Raw genomic sequence first — 13,923 nt, forward strand, 5'->3', positions numbered from 1 at the left:
GGTGTCAGAGCTTGCTCAGATCGGTCCGGATCAGCATCACGTTGTAGTCGCTCCACCGCGATGCGTTGAAGTAGAGCTCCTTCGAATCTCCCTGCAGCGCGGGGGAGTTGGGGAGCATCATCGGTCCGTAGACGACGAGCGCACCACGGGGCACGATGGTCTTCGGTGCACTCCATGGGCCTTCGGGATGATCGGCGGTGCGCAGCGTGATGTCGTTGTCGCCATCGAGCATGACGTATTTCTCGAGGTACGGGCTCCAGGCGACCGAGAGTTCGGTGACCGGTTGTCTGACGACGACCGCCGAGCCGTCGTCGGGGATCGCGGCGATGTCGTCCACCCAACCGCGACTCTTGCCGGCCCAGTACTCGTACGCGTCGAGGTCGAGGATGTCCGTGGGTTTGAACCGCGCGAGAAAGGCGGCGCCGAATCGTCCGTTCGGGGTGCCGTATTGGTAGACGTACTCGGCTTCGGGTGTCCCGGGCCGGCCGCGGACGTACGCGTTCTGCTGGAACTTGCCGTTGTTGAACTCGATCGGACGGAACTCGCCGGGCAGTCGGAGCGAGACCGGAGCATTGATGAGGATGGTGTCCTGATCGGTGACCCAGGTCTGGCCGTTGTCGTCGGAATGGGCGATCGCCGAGAAATTGGTGACCCAGTTGCCCGGCGAACCCCAGGAGCGCACCGACATGTAGTTGATGTACTGGCGGAAGCCGTCGCCGTGCGGGAGGGAGATGGCCGCCGTCGGGATGGTGGTGACCTCGACATTGGAGATGCCCAGCGACGGGATCAGTTCCTGCGCGTAGTTCGGTTGGCCGGGCGCGATCACCGAACCCGACGTCACGTCGCCGGCGCGACCGGCCGGGACGGAGAGTCCGTTCGCGAGGTTGTCGTCGTCGGTGCGGAGCAGCACGTTGTGCCGCCACTGCTGTCCCGGCGCGTTGCAGTTGCCGAAGGTGTCTCCGAAGGCCATCAGCGTCTGGCCGCGGCCGTTGTCCCAGGAGACGCCGAGATCGGTGCCGCCGATACCGAACCGGCTGAATGTGCGGTTCGCGCTGAGCGGGCCCGTCACCCACCCGACGGTGCGGGATTTGGAACCGACATACGGGATCAGTGGTCGCTGCGGTCCCGGGTTCGGAATGCTCGAGCTGCCCGACGAGCCCTCCGACCCGCTGGAGCCACTCGAGCCGCTGGAACCGCTGGAACCGAAGCCCAGGAAGCTAGAGCCCGTGGTCGCGTTGCCGCACGGCGCGGCGTGCGCGACACCGGCACCGGTCGTCAGCGCGACCGCGGTGCCGCTGAATGCGATGACCCCGGCGAGGGCCAGTCGGACACTCGTGGTGAGACGGCTCGACACGCGCGTCCTCCAGTTACTCTTGCGATAGAAGTGATTGACGTGACTATTGTTACTGGAGTTACATGCGGATCGCGCGGTCCGCGGGGTCACGATCTGGTGTCAGCGCACGAAGAAGCGTTCCCCGGCGGACGTCCGTGACTGCCAGCCGACACGTTCGAGTTCCGGTGTCTCCGAGTCGTGCGCGGGGTAGCCGATACACAGGTAGGCGACAAGCTTCCAGGCCGGCGGTACCGCAAGTGCCTCGGAAACCTCCTCGGGTTCGAGGATGGACACCCACCCCACCCCGACGCCTCGGGCCCGCGCCGCCAGCCAGAGTGTGGAGATCGCGGTGACGACCGAATACTCCAGCGTCTCGGGCACTGTCTGTCGGCCGAGTCCCCGGCCCTGCTCGACACCGGGTTCGCAGAACACGGCGAGGTGGACGGGAGCGTCGTCGAGACCGGCGAGCTTGAGCGACGAATACAGCTGTGCGCGTTCGCCCGTATAACCGTCCAGCGCGTCGGCGTTGCAGCGAGTGAAGCTGTCGCGCACCGATTGCCGGGCTTCGGCGGACCGGACCTCGACCCAGCGCCACGGTTGGCTGTTGCCCACAGACGGAGCCAGTTCGGCTGCGTCGAGGATGTCGGGGAGCACGTGGGGTTCGAGTGGTTCGCGGCGGAAGCAACGGACGTCGCGCCGCCATCGGAGTAGTCGGTCGAGATCGCCGACGAACGCATCGTCGAATGTTCCGTCGTCCATCGGTTGTCGAGCCTAGTCGGGCTGCTGTGAACGGTGGTGCACAACCGCGAGGTCATCCACAGATCGGCTGTGTGAGTGGTTCGGCGCCGCCCGCCACGCGTGTTTCCGGTGAGACTGTGCCCATGTTGGGGCAAACACAGGCGGTGGGGCTCAATGCCTTTGTCGCGCAGGTCGTCGACGTGCAGGCGAGTGTGAGTTCGGGTCTGCCGGGGTTCGCGGTGACGGGTAATCCGGATTCGTCGGTTCGGGAGGCGCGGGATCGGGTGCGGGCTGCGATCAAGAACTCCGGGTTCAGTTTTCCCGAGTTGAAGGTGACGGTGGCGTTGTCGCCGGCCGATATGCCGAAGATCGGTCCGGGGTTCGATCTGTCGATGGCCGTGTCCATTCTGGCTGCCACGCAACAGGTGTCGGCGGAGAAGTTGTCGTCGACGGTTTTTCTGGGCGAGCTCGGTCTGGACGGCACCGTGCGGCCGATCCGCGGGGTGTTGCCGGCGGTGATCGCGGCGCGGCAGGAGGGGTATCGACGGGCGGTGGTGCCGATCGAGACCGTTGCCGAGGCCGCGCTCGTCGAGGGGATGGACGTCGGTGGAGCGAGCAGTCTGAAAGAGGTGACGCAGTGGCTGGCCGGTGACCACGTGCTCGACACGGTGCACGCGGTGACGACGACGCAGGCGCCGCCGGCCCCCGACATGGCCGACGTCGTGGGGCAGCACGAGGCCCGGCACGCGCTCGAGATCGCTGCCGCGGGAGCTCATCACGTCCTGATGACCGGATCGCCGGGGATCGGCAAGACGATGCTCGCGCGGCGGCTGCCGGGCATTCTGCCGCCGCTGGGTCTGGAGGACTCGTTGGAGGTGACGGCGATCCATTCCCTGGTGGGGGAGCTGTCGCCCGGACGTCCGCTGATCACCGAACCGCCGTTCGTCGCCCCGCACCACAGCTCATCGATCACGGCCCTGCTCGGTGGCGGTACCGGTTTCGCCGGCCGGGCGCGGCGTCCAAGGCGCATCGGGGAGTGCTGTTCCTCGACGAGTGCGCCGAGATGAGTGTCAAGTCGCTCGAATCCCTGCGGGAACCCCTCGAAGACGGCGAGGTCCGGGTGCCCCGGCGTGACGGCATGGCGGTCTACCCCGCGCGCTTTCAGCTGATCCTCGCGGCGAACCCGTGCCCGTGCGCGCCCGCCCACGACGTCGACTGCGTCTGCACGGCCGTCGTGCGGCGGCGCTATCTGGGCAAGTTGTCCGGACCGCTGCTGGACCGCGTGGACATCCGCGTGCGGATGGACCCACCGGGCAACACCGCGCTGATGAGCGGTGCCGGGGAGTCGAGTGCCGACGTCCGGGCCCGCGTCACCGCGGCGCGAGCCACTGCGATCGAGCGTTGGTCGGAATTCGGGTGGCGCACCAATGCCGAGGTTCCCGGGTCCGCGCTGCGGCAGCGGTTCCGGCTGCCGCCCGACGTGCTGCGGCCCATCGAACTGTTCCTCCGAGACGGCCGCGTGACCGCCCGCGGTGCCGATCGCGCTCTGCGGCTGGCATGGACCCTCAGCGATCTGAGCGGGTCCGGGCGTCCCGTCGAAGACGATGTCGCACAGGCACTTCTGTACCGAGACCGAGGAGCGACCTGGTGATCTCCGCCCATTCGTCGGAACCCCGGTCGCCGGAATCCATCGCCTGGGCCTATCTGGCGCGGGTCGCCGAACCGCCGTGCGCCGCGGTCATCGCGCTCGTCGACGACATCGGTCCGGTCGAGGCGGCTGCGGCGATCCGTCGACGCACCGTGCCCGGCGGCCACGAGACGGTGCTCGCCGCCACCGCGGCTCGGAGCGAATCAGACTGTGCGGTCGACGATCTGGACGCCGCCGAGCGGGTCGGTGCGCGCCTGGTGACCCGTGCCGATCCGGAGTGGCCGGCCTGGTCGTTGCTGGCGCTGGGGCAGGCGGACACGGCCGCGCGCGGAGGCGAACCGCTGGCCCTGTGGGTGCGCGGTCCGGCCCGGCTCGACGACCTCGCCGCAGCGTCGATCGCGTTGATCGGGTCCCGTGCCGCGTCGTCGTATGGCGAACACGTCACGCAGACGCTCGCTTCGGGGTTGTCGGCCCAGGGTTTCGCAGTGCTGTCCGGCGGGGCGTTCGGCATCGACGGCGCCGCTCACCGCACGGTCGTCGCGGCGGGCGGGGTGACCGCGGCGGTGATGGCGTGTGGCATCGACCGCGACTACCCGGCGTCACACTCGTCGCTGCTGACCGCGATCGCGCGCACGGGCGCGGTGATCAGCGAGTACCCGCCCGGGACGACAGCGGCGAAACATCGGTTCCTCACCCGGAACCGATTGGTCGCCGCGATGAGCGGCGCGACCGTCGTGGTCGAGGCAGGGCGACGGTCCGGCGCGGCGAACACCGCCGCCTGGGCGCGCAAGCTCGGCCGGCCGCTGGGAGCCGTTCCAGGTCCCGTCACCTCGGCGACCTCGGTCGGATGTCACCGGATGATCGCCGACGAGCTCGCCGTACTGGTGTCCGACGTCGCGTCGGTGATCAACCTGGTACGACCCGACGGTGGGGGCGACATCGGCCGCGGCCGCGCGAAACCGACCGACGCGCTCGACGCCGAGCAACTACGGGTCCACGACGCCATTCCCGGCCGCGGTGGAGTGGGGATCGACGAGATCGCGTTCGCCGCCGGCCTCGACATCGGAACCGTCCGCGCGGCGCTCGCGCACCTCGACATCAAGGGGTACGTGCAGAACGTGGACGGACGATGGCGGCTGGCGTGACCTCAGCGGCGGGTGAGGACGTCGATGATGACATGCAGATCCTCGACCGTCGCCTCGTTCAGACGGCTATGAGCATGGACGTAACCGATTCCCGCGTACAGAAGCGTCGTCGCGCGAGCGTGTGCCTCGGCCTCCGAGAAACCGAGTTCACGCATCGCGGAGATCGCGATCGAGAAGATCCGGCAGTCGAGTGCATCGACCGAGTTCGCGATCGACTCGTCCGTCTGGGCCCAGCGGCGCAGGGCGGACTCCATCGCCCAGCGACGAGGATCCGACAGCAGACGGGCCATCCCTTCGACCCGTTCGACCGGTGGTAGGGCCTCCAGCGCCTCGATCCGGTCGGCCGCCGCCGACTGGGCACGTCGGCAGTGTTCGGCGAGCGCGGTCTTCAGCGCCCCGATGTCGGTGAAGTGCCAGTAGAAGCTGCCCTTGGTCACACCGAGGCGCGCGCTGAGGCGCGAGATCTTGAGGGCATCGATCCCGTCGTCGACCAGGATCTGGGTCGCGGCCTCCAACCAGTCGTCCACACTGAGCCGCGAGCTGCGGCGCGTGGTGGACTGGTCCACGGGCTGATCCGGCATGGAGTCACCTCTGGTCGGGTCTCGCGACGTCTGACTTTAGCAATGGCAAAGTCTCGAATTCACATCGCTTGATCGATAGAAAACCTTACAACCGCGGATGGGTGGTTCGCCGGCCTAAAGCTAAGGGTGGCCTAATCTCGTAGGCGTAGGGTTGACCCGAAAGGGAGGTTCGATGGCGAAACGCGTGAACACGATGACGGTGCTACGAAGAGAGCGGATCAGCCCGCATTTCGTACGCCTGTACCTGGGCGGGGAGGGGTTCGACGACTTCCGACCGGCTCTGGGCAAGTCCGGGGAACCCGACACCGACATGTATGTGAAGTTCGTCTTCGCACCGCCGGGTGTCAGCTATCCCGAACCGTTCGATCTCCAGGAGATCCGTACGAACGTGGCGCCCGAGCGGCAACCCGTCTTGCGTACCTACACGGTGCGCCGGGTCGACGCGGAGGCCCGCGAGCTCGTCGTCGACTTCGTCGTGCACGGCACCGAGGGCATCGCCGGCCCCTGGGCGGCCTCGGTGGAGCCAGGCGAGACGATCCGTTTCATCGGGCCGGGTAGCGGCTACCGTCCGCGATCCGATGCCCCCTGGCATCTCATGGCGTGCGACGAGGCGGGTCTCCCCGCGGTGGCCGCCGCACTCGAAGCCCTTCCCGCCGACGCCGTCGCCAAGGTCTTCATCGAGGTCGCCGGCCCCGACGACGAACTCGACCTGGACGCACCCGCCGGGGCACAGGTCTCGTGGGTGCACCGCGGCGGACCCGCGGCGGACGTCGACGATTCGCTCGCCGGTGACAACGCCCCGCTGATCGCGGCCGTGCGCGCGACGGAATGGCTCGAGGGCGAACCGCACGTGTTCATCCACGGCGAGGCGCAAGCGGTCATGCACAACCTGCGGGCCTACATCCGCAAGGAACGCGGCGTGAGTGCGGCCAACGCCTCGATCTCCGGGTACTGGCGGCGCGGCCGGACCGAGGAGGGCTTCCGACAGTGGAAAGCCGACCTGCGGGCCGAGGAGCAGGCCGTCGGCGCCCAGGGCTGAGGCCCACCGACCGGACACCGCACCGATTCGGCCACAACGCCGCGTGTGCGGTTGCACTCGGGTGTCCGACGCGGTGAGGTCGTGACCATGCTCGACGACTTCGCCGATCACCTGCGCCTGGAGAAAGGGCGCAGCGAGCACACGATCCGCGCCTATGTCGGTGGGGCTCGCGCCCTCGTCTCGTTCGCCGGTGCCCGCGGAATCGCGGTGGCCGACATCGATCTCCCGCTGCTGCGGGCCTGGCTCGCGGAACTGACCCGGCGCGGCGCCGCGCGCACGACCGTGGCCCGGCAGGTCTCCGCGGCGAAGACGTTCTGCGCGTGGGCGGTCCGCGAGGGCTACCTGGCGGCCGACCCGTCACAGCGGTTGAAGGCTCCCAAGGCGCACCGGACCCTGCCCGCGGTACTGGCCCCCGCCCAGGCAGAAGCCGCGATCGCGGCCACCGGAGTGGATCGTGCCCCCGACGACCCGATCGCCCTGCGGGATCGGGTCATCCTGGAGTTGTTGTACGCCAGCGGAGTTCGAGTGGGGGAGTTGTGCGGGCTGGACGTCGGCGACGTCGACGCCGGGCGACGGGTGGTGCGGGTGATCGGCAAAGGCGACAAGGAACGGTCGGTCCCCTACGGAGAGCCCGCCGCCCGCGCGATCGACGCCTGGCTGCGTTCCGGACGCCCGGCCCTGGTGACCGACGCGTCCGGACCAGCCTTGCTGCTGGGTGCCCGCGGGGGACGGCTCGACCAGCGGATGGCGCGCTCGGTCGTGTCACGCGCGGTCGAGGCGAGCGGAGGCCCGGCGACCGGGCCACACGGACTCCGGCACAGCGCCGCCACTCATCTGCTCGAGGGTGGTGCCGACCTGCGCGTCGTCCAGGAACTGCTCGGACACTCGTCGCTCGCCACGACGCAGATCTACACGCATGTGAGCGTCGAACGTCTGCGGGCCGTCCATCGACAGGCGCACCCGCGAGCGTGACCGCCGTCAGTCGACCGGTTTGAGTCGGACGCGCACGGCCCCGAGCAGGCCGAGCGGGTCCAGGTAGTCCGCCGCACGGCCGCTACCGCGTCGGGCGCCCCAGTGCAGGCAGGCGGGCACCGGGCATCCCGGATGACCTGTCATCACGGTCCCGATGACCTCACCTCGTGAGACGTGATCACCCGCGTCGACACTCGCCTCCACCGGCTCGTACGTCGTGGTCACGCCGTCGGGATGGGACACCGAGACCACCGGCCGGCCGGCGACCGTTCCCGCAAAGCGCACGCGACCGGCGCCCGCCGCGCGGACGGTCTGGCCGGGCCCGGCCGCGAGGTCGACGCCCCGGTGGCCGGGCTGCCATCGCTTCTCGGGCTCGTCGTAGGCGGTCACCACGGTGGGCCGGGGCGACAACGGCGCCGCGTACACACCGACGGACGCGGCGGTCGGGACCGGACCGACGACGCTGAGGACGGTCGGCAGGAGCGCGGCGAGGACACGCGGTAATCGGGATGGCACGCTGATTGGACGCGGCGGGAGCCGGATGGGATCCGCCGGGCGCGCGGTCGATGCCGATTCGACCGCCGACGGCATCACCACAACCGTCTCCGACGTGGGCGAAGGCGTTTTGGTGTTCCATCCGCCGCGGCGTAAACTCTCCCACGCACCTCATCGCTCGTTGATGAGGTGACTTCGCGCGCCTGCACTCAGGTCTGTGACGCTCCGGGCTTCGACGCCCTGACCAGCACAGTCGAGAAACACACGCCAAGTGAGCAGTCCCGGAACGGCCCATGCCGTCTCGGGTGGCACTCGGCCGCAGGCGCCAGGGTCGGTACCGACGGTACCGACGACAACTGCGAGAAAAGGACGATCATGGCTGTCGTGACCATGAAGCAGCTGCTGGACAGCGGCGCACACTTCGGGCACCAGACCCGCCGTTGGAACCCGAAGATGAAGCGATTCATCTTCACCGACCGCAACGGCATCTACATCATCGATTTGCAGCAGACGCTGACCTACATCGACAAGGCGTACGAGTTCGTCAAGGAGACCGTCGCCCACGGCGGCACCATCCTCTTCGTCGGCACCAAGAAGCAGGCACAGGAATCGATCGCCGCGGAGGCGACCCGTGTCGGCATGCCGTACGTCAACCAGCGCTGGCTCGGTGGCATGCTCACCAACTTCTCGACCGTCCACAAGCGCCTGCAGCGCCTGAAGGAGCTCGAGACCATGGAGCAGACCGGCGGTTTCGAGGGACGCACCAAGAAGGAAATCCTCATGCTCACGCGTGAGAAGAACAAGCTCGAGCGCACCCTCGGCGGTATCCGCGACATGGCCAAGGTTCCGTCGGCCGTGTGGGTCGTCGACACCAACAAGGAGCACATCGCCGTCGGCGAGGCGCGCAAGCTGAACATCCCGGTCATCGCGATCCTGGACACCAACTGCGATCCCGACCTCGTCGACTACCCGATCCCGGGCAACGACGACGCCATCCGCAGCGCAGCACTGCTCACCCGCGTCGTGGCCTCGGCCGTGGCCGAGGGCGTCCAGGCCCGTGCCGGCGCCGCCAGTGGCGACGCCAAGCCCGAGGCCGGCAGTGGCGAACCGCTGGCAGAGTGGGAGCAGGAACTGCTGACCCAGGCTGCGGCACCGGCCGGCGACGCCGCCGCGACCGACGCCCCGGCTGCTCAGTAGTCCCGACTGCTCGCAGTCCGGTCCCAACACTTTCTCTAAGGAGGCTCGCCGACGATGGCGAACTACACCGCAGCTGATGTGAAGCGTCTCCGTGAGCTCACCGGCTCTGGAATGCTCGACTGCAAGAACGCGCTGGCCAACAACGACGGCGATTTCGACAAGGCCGTCGAAGAGCTGCGTATCAAGGGCGCCAAGGACGTGGGCAAGCGCGCCGAGCGCTCCACGGCCGAGGGCCTGGTCGCGGCCAAGGGCGGCGCGCTCATCGAGATCAACTCCGAGACCGACTTCGTCGCGAAGAACGGTGAGTTCCAGCAGCTCGCCGACGACATCGTGAACGCGGCGGCCGCGGCGAAGACCAACGACCTCGACGAGCTGAAGAAGGCTCCGCTCGGCGACGGCACCGTGGACGAGGCCGTGGCGGCTCTCTCGGCCAAGATCGGCGAGAAGCTCGAGCTCCGGCGCGTGGCCTACTACGACGGTCCCGTTGCCGTGTACCTGCACAAGCGCGCGTCGGACCTGCCTCCGGGCGTCGGCGTGCTGGTGTCCTACACCGGTGAGGGCGAGGCCGCCGAGGAGGCCGCTCGCGGCGCCGCGATGCAGGTGGCCGCGCTCAAGGCGCGCTACGCCACCCGCGACGAGGTCCCCGCGGACGTCGTCGAGAACGAGCGTCGTATCGCCGAGCAGACGGCCAAGGAGGAGGGCAAGCCCGAGCAGGCCCTGCCCAAGATCGTCGAAGGTCGCGTCAACGGCTTCTACAAGGACGTCGTGCTGCTCGACCAGGCCTCGGTCCAGGACTCGAAGAAGTCCGTCAAGGCCCTGCTCGACGACGCCGGTGTGACCGTCAAGGCATTCACCCGGTTCGAGGTCGGCCAGGCCTGATCGAACGCGTTCCACATCGCCCCGTCTCCGTCGAGGAGACGGGGCGATGTGCGTTCATGGGGTCCGTCGCGTCCGCAGAGCGGCGGCGAGTGCCCCGATCGCCACGGCGACGAGACCCAGCATCATCAAGGTCGTCCTCAGCGCGGCCAGGAAGGTCCGAGCGGTCACCGACCGGGCCGCATCCTGAGTCGAGGGCCGTGCCTGCGCGGCGACCGCGGCGACCGCCGGCGAGGTCGGTCCGCCCGCGCAGGCGGGCGCCGGTCGCTCCGGATGTGCGGACCGCAGCTGATCGCTCGCGCAGGATGCGAAACGATCGGCGACCGCCCCGTGCAGCACCGGGCGAACCGGTGACTCCGACAGCGACGCAACGAGTTCGGCTCTCACCGCCGGAACCGTCTCGCTTGTCTGGCCGGCCACCTGACCGAAGAAGAAGAGGGTGACGACCGCCAGCCCGATCGAGGCGCCGATCTGCTGAACAGTGGGGATCGTCCCGGTTGCCGTGCCCACCGTGGCTTCGGTCGTGTCGGACAGGATCACGGCCTGCAGCGGTGCGATGAACACACCCGTCCCCAGACCGCCGAGTACGAGGGGACCGAGGATGCCGGGCACCGGCAGGGTCTCCGCAGCCGGTTCGATGATCATCGCGAGCCAGACGAATCCGGCTCCGACGGCGACGGATCCGGCCATCAGGGTGTGCGGGGCGGTGATGCGGGCGACCACGCGTGGTGAGGCGAGTGAGCCGACCGCGGCGCCGATCGCGAAGGGCAGGGCCAGCATCCCGGTCCCGAAGGCCGAGTAGCCGAGTCCGAACTGAGCCGAGATCGACACGGTGAAGAAGAACCCGGCGAACACGCTGAAGAACAGGAGCGACAGGAGAAGCCCGATCTACGTCTCGAACGGATCCGGGATGCCGGGCCGGTACGACACCCTCGACGGCCCCGGCATCGAGGGCAACGGCTCCAAGCTGTTCGACCAGATCGCAGTCGGGGCGGTGATCGAGACCGCCACGGCGCAGTGCACGAGGAACCTCCAGCGGCGGATGCGCGACATCGGTGTGCCGGCGACGTTCCACCTCTACGAGGGCGGGACCCATGCGTGGCCGTACTGGCAGGACGAACTGCATCGTGCCTGGCCGCAGTTCGACGCGGCCCTACGCGGCTGAATCCACAGGGCACCCTCGCGCGGCGCGCACGACGCGTATCGCGGGTCGGTTCCGGTGACGACGTACGATAGTTCACCGAACCGACGAGTGAGGAAGCCGATGAGTGAAGCGTCCGACCCCATCCGGCGGGATGGATTCCGTAGGGTCTTGCTGAAGTTGGGCGGCGAGATGTTCGGTGGCGGCGACGTCGGGCTCGACCCCGACGTCGTGGGTACCGTCGCCGACCAGATCGCCGACGTCGTCAATTCCGGTGTCCAGGTCGCCGTCGTGATCGGCGGCGGCAACTTCTTCCGCGGCGCCGAACTCCAGCAACGAGGGCTCGACCGAAGCCGCTCGGACTACATGGGCATGCTCGGCACTGTCATGAATTGCCTTGCGCTGCAGGACTTCCTGGAGAAGCGCGGGATCTCGACCCGGGTGCAGACCGCCATCACGATGGGGCAGGTCGCCGAGCCGTATCTCCCGCTGCGTGCCCAGCGGCACCTGGAGAAGGGCCGCGTCGTCATCTTCGGCGCCGGCATGGGGATGCCGTACTTCTCCACTGACACCACCGCGGCCCAGCGTGCGCTGGAGATCAAGGCCGAGGTGGTCCTGATGGCCAAGGCGGTCGACGGCGTGTACGACGCCGACCCGCGCACCAACCCCGACGCCACCCTCTTCACCGAGATCACTCACCGCGAGGTGCTCGACAAGGAGCTCAAGGTCGCCGACGCGACGGCCTTCAGCCTGTGTATGGACAACAAGATGCCGATCTTGGTGTTCAATTTGCTCCAGCAGGGCAATATCGCCCGTGCGGTCGCAGGCGACCGCATCGGCACCCTGGTCAGCACCTGAACCGGCGCCTGACCCCGAGATCGACGAGAACACCGACCGAACGGAACAAGGACGAAGATGATCGACGACGCGTTGCTCGACGCCGAGGAGAAGATGGAGAAGGCGGTCAACGTCGCCAAGGAGGACATGGGCTCCATCCGCACCGGGCGGGCGAACCCGGCCATGTTCAACAAGGTCAACATCGAGTACTACGGCTCGATGACCCCCGTGACCCAGGTCGCGAGCATCAACACGCCCGAACCGCGACTCGTCGTGATCAAGCCGTATGAGGCGTCGACGCTGCGCGACATCGAGACCGCGATCCGCAACTCCGACCTCGGGGTCAATCCGACCAACGACGGCACGATCATCCGCGTCGCCGTCCCGCAGCTCACCGAGGAGCGTCGCCGCGATCTGGTCAAGCAGGCCAAGGGCAAGGGTGAGGACGCGAAGGTCGCGATCCGCAACGTGCGCCGCAAGGCTGCCGACGAGCTCAAGCGCATCCAGAAGGACGGCGAGGCCGGCGAGGACGAGGTGTCGCGCGCCGAGAAGGAGCTGGACAAGACCACGGCGACCTACGTGCACCAGATCGACGACTTGGTCAAGCACAAAGAAGACGAATTGCTCGAGGTGTGAACGAGGTTCCGCAACGGGGCGGTGGGAAGAGGTCGCGCGCCGGCCGCGACCTGCCGGCCGCGATCGCGGTCGGCGGCACACTCGGCATCAGCATCATCGCGATCCTGATCTTCGTCCCGAAGGTCTGGTACGGCCTCGTGGCGGTCGCGTTCGCGGTCGCCACCTGGGAGGTCATCAAACGTCTCCGCACCGGCGGCTACGACGTCGCCCTCTGGCCGCTGCTCATCGGCGGCCAGGCCATCATCTGGGCGAGCTGGCCCTGGGGTCCGACCGGAGCCCTCGTCGCCTTCGTGGCGACGGCCCTGGTGTCGATGGTGTGGAAGCTGCTCGGGCAGGGCATCGACAAGGCGCCGGTCAACTACCTCCGCGACCTCGCCGTCACCGTGTTCGTGCTGGCGTGGTTACCGCTGCTCGCGTCGTTCGGCGCCCACCTGGTCGTGCAGGACGACGGGGCGGCGCGAGTGGCCACGCTGATGGTCGTCGTGGTGTGCTCCGACGTCGGCGGCTATGCCGCGGGTGTGATGTTCGGCAAGCACCCGATGGCGCCGGCGATCAGTCCGAAGAAATCCTGGGAAGGCATGGTGGGCTCGCTCGTCGTCGGCACTGTCGGTGCCGTCGGCTGCGTGGTGTTCCTGCTCGAGAGCCACTGGTGGATCGGCATCATCCTGGGACCGGTCCTGGTGGTCTGCGCGACCCTCGGCGATCTCGTCGAATCCCAGGTGAAGCGCGATCTCGGGATCAAGGACATGGGCACGCTGCTGCCCGGCCACGGTGGCATCATGGACCGGCTCGACAGCCTGCTGCCGTCGGCGTTCGTGGTGTGGGTCGTGCTCACCGCGCTGCTCTGAGCACGCGCCACCGCGCCGCCGGACGCTACTTGGCTGCCTTCTTCAGCGCGCGCCGCAGTTGCAGCATCCGCAGGCCGCCCACGAGCGCGACGACCAGTGCACCGGCGATGGCCGCGATCAGCAGGCTGACCCCGAGGGGCAGGTTGACCTCCCAGAACAGCAAGTCGATGGTCTGCGACTGGAGGTTCTGCACGATGAAGACGAGCAACAGGACCAGGATGATCGCGCCGATCACCACGCCGAACCAGGTGGCGCGCGTCCGCGTGTGCTCCACGTCGGCGACCGTGCGGCGGAGACGATCGCGATGGTCCGGGTCAGGGGCGTGCTGCTCCGGGGTGTGCGCGTGACCGGTCGCCGGTGGCGGTGACGCGGCGGGCTGTTCGCCCCACGCCGGTACCGAACCCGTGTGCCGTCGGTCCTCGGGTGTCGTCATCACT

Annotated in this window: 14 protein-coding genes and 2 pseudogenes; 10 read left to right on the forward strand and 6 right to left on the reverse strand. The window is 68.4% G+C overall.

Annotated features, from left to right (window positions below; all coding sequences use genetic code 11):
* Positions 1 to 4: 4 nt before the first annotated feature.
* Positions 5 to 1,354: a DUF4185 domain-containing protein gene (locus tag QAD21_RS10100; RefSeq protein ID WP_068972337.1), complete on the reverse strand. Its 1,350-nt coding sequence runs from the start codon at positions 1,352 to 1,354 to the stop codon at positions 5 to 7.
* 99 nt (positions 1,355 to 1,453) lie between these two features.
* On the reverse strand, positions 1,454 to 2,092 hold the full coding sequence (bluB, locus tag QAD21_RS10105) for a 5,6-dimethylbenzimidazole synthase (protein WP_068972336.1): 639 nt from the start codon (positions 2,090 to 2,092) through the stop codon (positions 1,454 to 1,456).
* A gap of 122 nt (positions 2,093 to 2,214) precedes the next feature.
* Here bluB and QAD21_RS10110 point away from each other — a divergent pair.
* Both QAD21_RS10110 and dprA read left to right on the forward strand, forming a co-directional pair.
* Positions 2,215 to 3,722 (forward strand): annotated as a pseudogene (locus QAD21_RS10110) (YifB family Mg chelatase-like AAA ATPase).
* A complete protein-coding gene (dprA, locus tag QAD21_RS10115; RefSeq protein WP_165630862.1) occupies positions 3,722 to 4,864 on the forward strand; it encodes a DNA-processing protein DprA in 1,143 nt (380 codons plus the stop codon). Before QAD21_RS10110 ends, dprA begins: the two are co-directional and overlap by 1 nt.
* Before the next feature lie 2 nt (positions 4,865 to 4,866).
* Here dprA and QAD21_RS10120 read toward each other — a convergent pair whose 3' ends face one another.
* Positions 4,867 to 5,445 (reverse strand): TetR/AcrR family transcriptional regulator, encoded by a 579-nt coding sequence (locus QAD21_RS10120; RefSeq protein WP_165630197.1) that lies wholly within the window; start codon positions 5,443 to 5,445, stop codon positions 4,867 to 4,869.
* 172 nt (positions 5,446 to 5,617) lie between these two features.
* On the opposite strand from QAD21_RS10120, the gene QAD21_RS10125 reads away from it, so the two are divergent.
* Together QAD21_RS10125 and QAD21_RS10130 are read left to right on the forward strand one after the other, a co-directional pair.
* On the forward strand, positions 5,618 to 6,484 hold the full coding sequence (locus QAD21_RS10125; protein ID WP_280361315.1) for a siderophore-interacting protein: 867 nt from the start codon (positions 5,618 to 5,620) through the stop codon (positions 6,482 to 6,484).
* Positions 6,485 to 6,571: 87 nt separating this feature from the next.
* Positions 6,572 to 7,456, forward strand: coding sequence for a tyrosine recombinase XerC (locus QAD21_RS10130; protein ID WP_058250297.1), 885 nt, complete (start codon positions 6,572 to 6,574; stop codon positions 7,454 to 7,456).
* Between the two features lie 6 nt (positions 7,457 to 7,462).
* Here QAD21_RS10130 and QAD21_RS10135 read toward each other — a convergent pair whose 3' ends face one another.
* The gene (locus QAD21_RS10135) at positions 7,463 to 7,936 is read right to left on the reverse strand and encodes a M23 family metallopeptidase (protein WP_223258935.1); all 474 of its coding nucleotides are present in this window, start codon (positions 7,934 to 7,936) and stop codon (positions 7,463 to 7,465) included.
* Between the two features lie 390 nt (positions 7,937 to 8,326).
* Here QAD21_RS10135 and rpsB point away from each other — a divergent pair, with 390 nt between their 5' ends.
* The gene (gene rpsB / locus QAD21_RS10140) at positions 8,327 to 9,148 is read left to right on the forward strand and encodes a 30S ribosomal protein S2 (protein WP_058250093.1); all 822 of its coding nucleotides are present in this window, start codon (positions 8,327 to 8,329) and stop codon (positions 9,146 to 9,148) included.
* 54 nt (positions 9,149 to 9,202) lie between these two features.
* Positions 9,203 to 10,027, forward strand: coding sequence for a translation elongation factor Ts (gene tsf / locus QAD21_RS10145; RefSeq protein ID WP_058250094.1), 825 nt, complete (start codon positions 9,203 to 9,205; stop codon positions 10,025 to 10,027).
* Positions 10,028 to 10,081: 54 nt separating this feature from the next.
* Here the strand turns inward: tsf and QAD21_RS10150 are convergent, their stop codons facing one another.
* Entirely contained in the window at positions 10,082 to 10,879 is a 798-nt protein-coding gene (locus QAD21_RS10150; RefSeq protein WP_223258937.1) for a hypothetical protein, read from the reverse strand.
* Between the two features lie 31 nt (positions 10,880 to 10,910).
* Here QAD21_RS10150 and QAD21_RS10155 point away from each other — a divergent pair.
* The 4 genes and pseudogenes from QAD21_RS10155 to QAD21_RS10170 form a co-directional block, all read left to right on the forward strand.
* Positions 10,911 to 11,189: pseudogene (locus tag QAD21_RS10155) on the forward strand (alpha/beta hydrolase-fold protein); the annotation flags it as partial.
* A 99-nt stretch (positions 11,190 to 11,288) separates the two neighbouring features.
* Complete coding sequence (gene pyrH, locus QAD21_RS10160) at positions 11,289 to 12,023, forward strand: UMP kinase (protein WP_068971256.1); 735 nt, start codon at positions 11,289 to 11,291, stop codon at positions 12,021 to 12,023.
* A gap of 57 nt (positions 12,024 to 12,080) precedes the next feature.
* Complete coding sequence (gene frr / locus QAD21_RS10165; RefSeq protein WP_058250099.1) at positions 12,081 to 12,638, forward strand: ribosome recycling factor; 558 nt, start codon at positions 12,081 to 12,083, stop codon at positions 12,636 to 12,638.
* On the forward strand, positions 12,635 to 13,486 hold the full coding sequence (locus QAD21_RS10170) for a phosphatidate cytidylyltransferase (protein WP_068971257.1): 852 nt from the start codon (positions 12,635 to 12,637) through the stop codon (positions 13,484 to 13,486). Before frr ends, QAD21_RS10170 begins: the two co-directional genes overlap by 4 nt.
* A gap of 25 nt (positions 13,487 to 13,511) precedes the next feature.
* On the opposite strand, the gene QAD21_RS10175 is transcribed toward QAD21_RS10170, so the two are convergent.
* Positions 13,512 to 13,919 (reverse strand): lipopolysaccharide assembly protein LapA domain-containing protein, encoded by a 408-nt coding sequence (locus QAD21_RS10175; protein WP_068971258.1) that lies wholly within the window; start codon positions 13,917 to 13,919, stop codon positions 13,512 to 13,514.
* Positions 13,920 to 13,923 lie beyond the last annotated feature (4 nt).

The organism is Gordonia sp. SMJS1, assembly GCF_029866425.1.
Lineage (GTDB): Bacteria > Actinomycetota > Actinomycetes > Mycobacteriales > Mycobacteriaceae > Gordonia > Gordonia hongkongensis.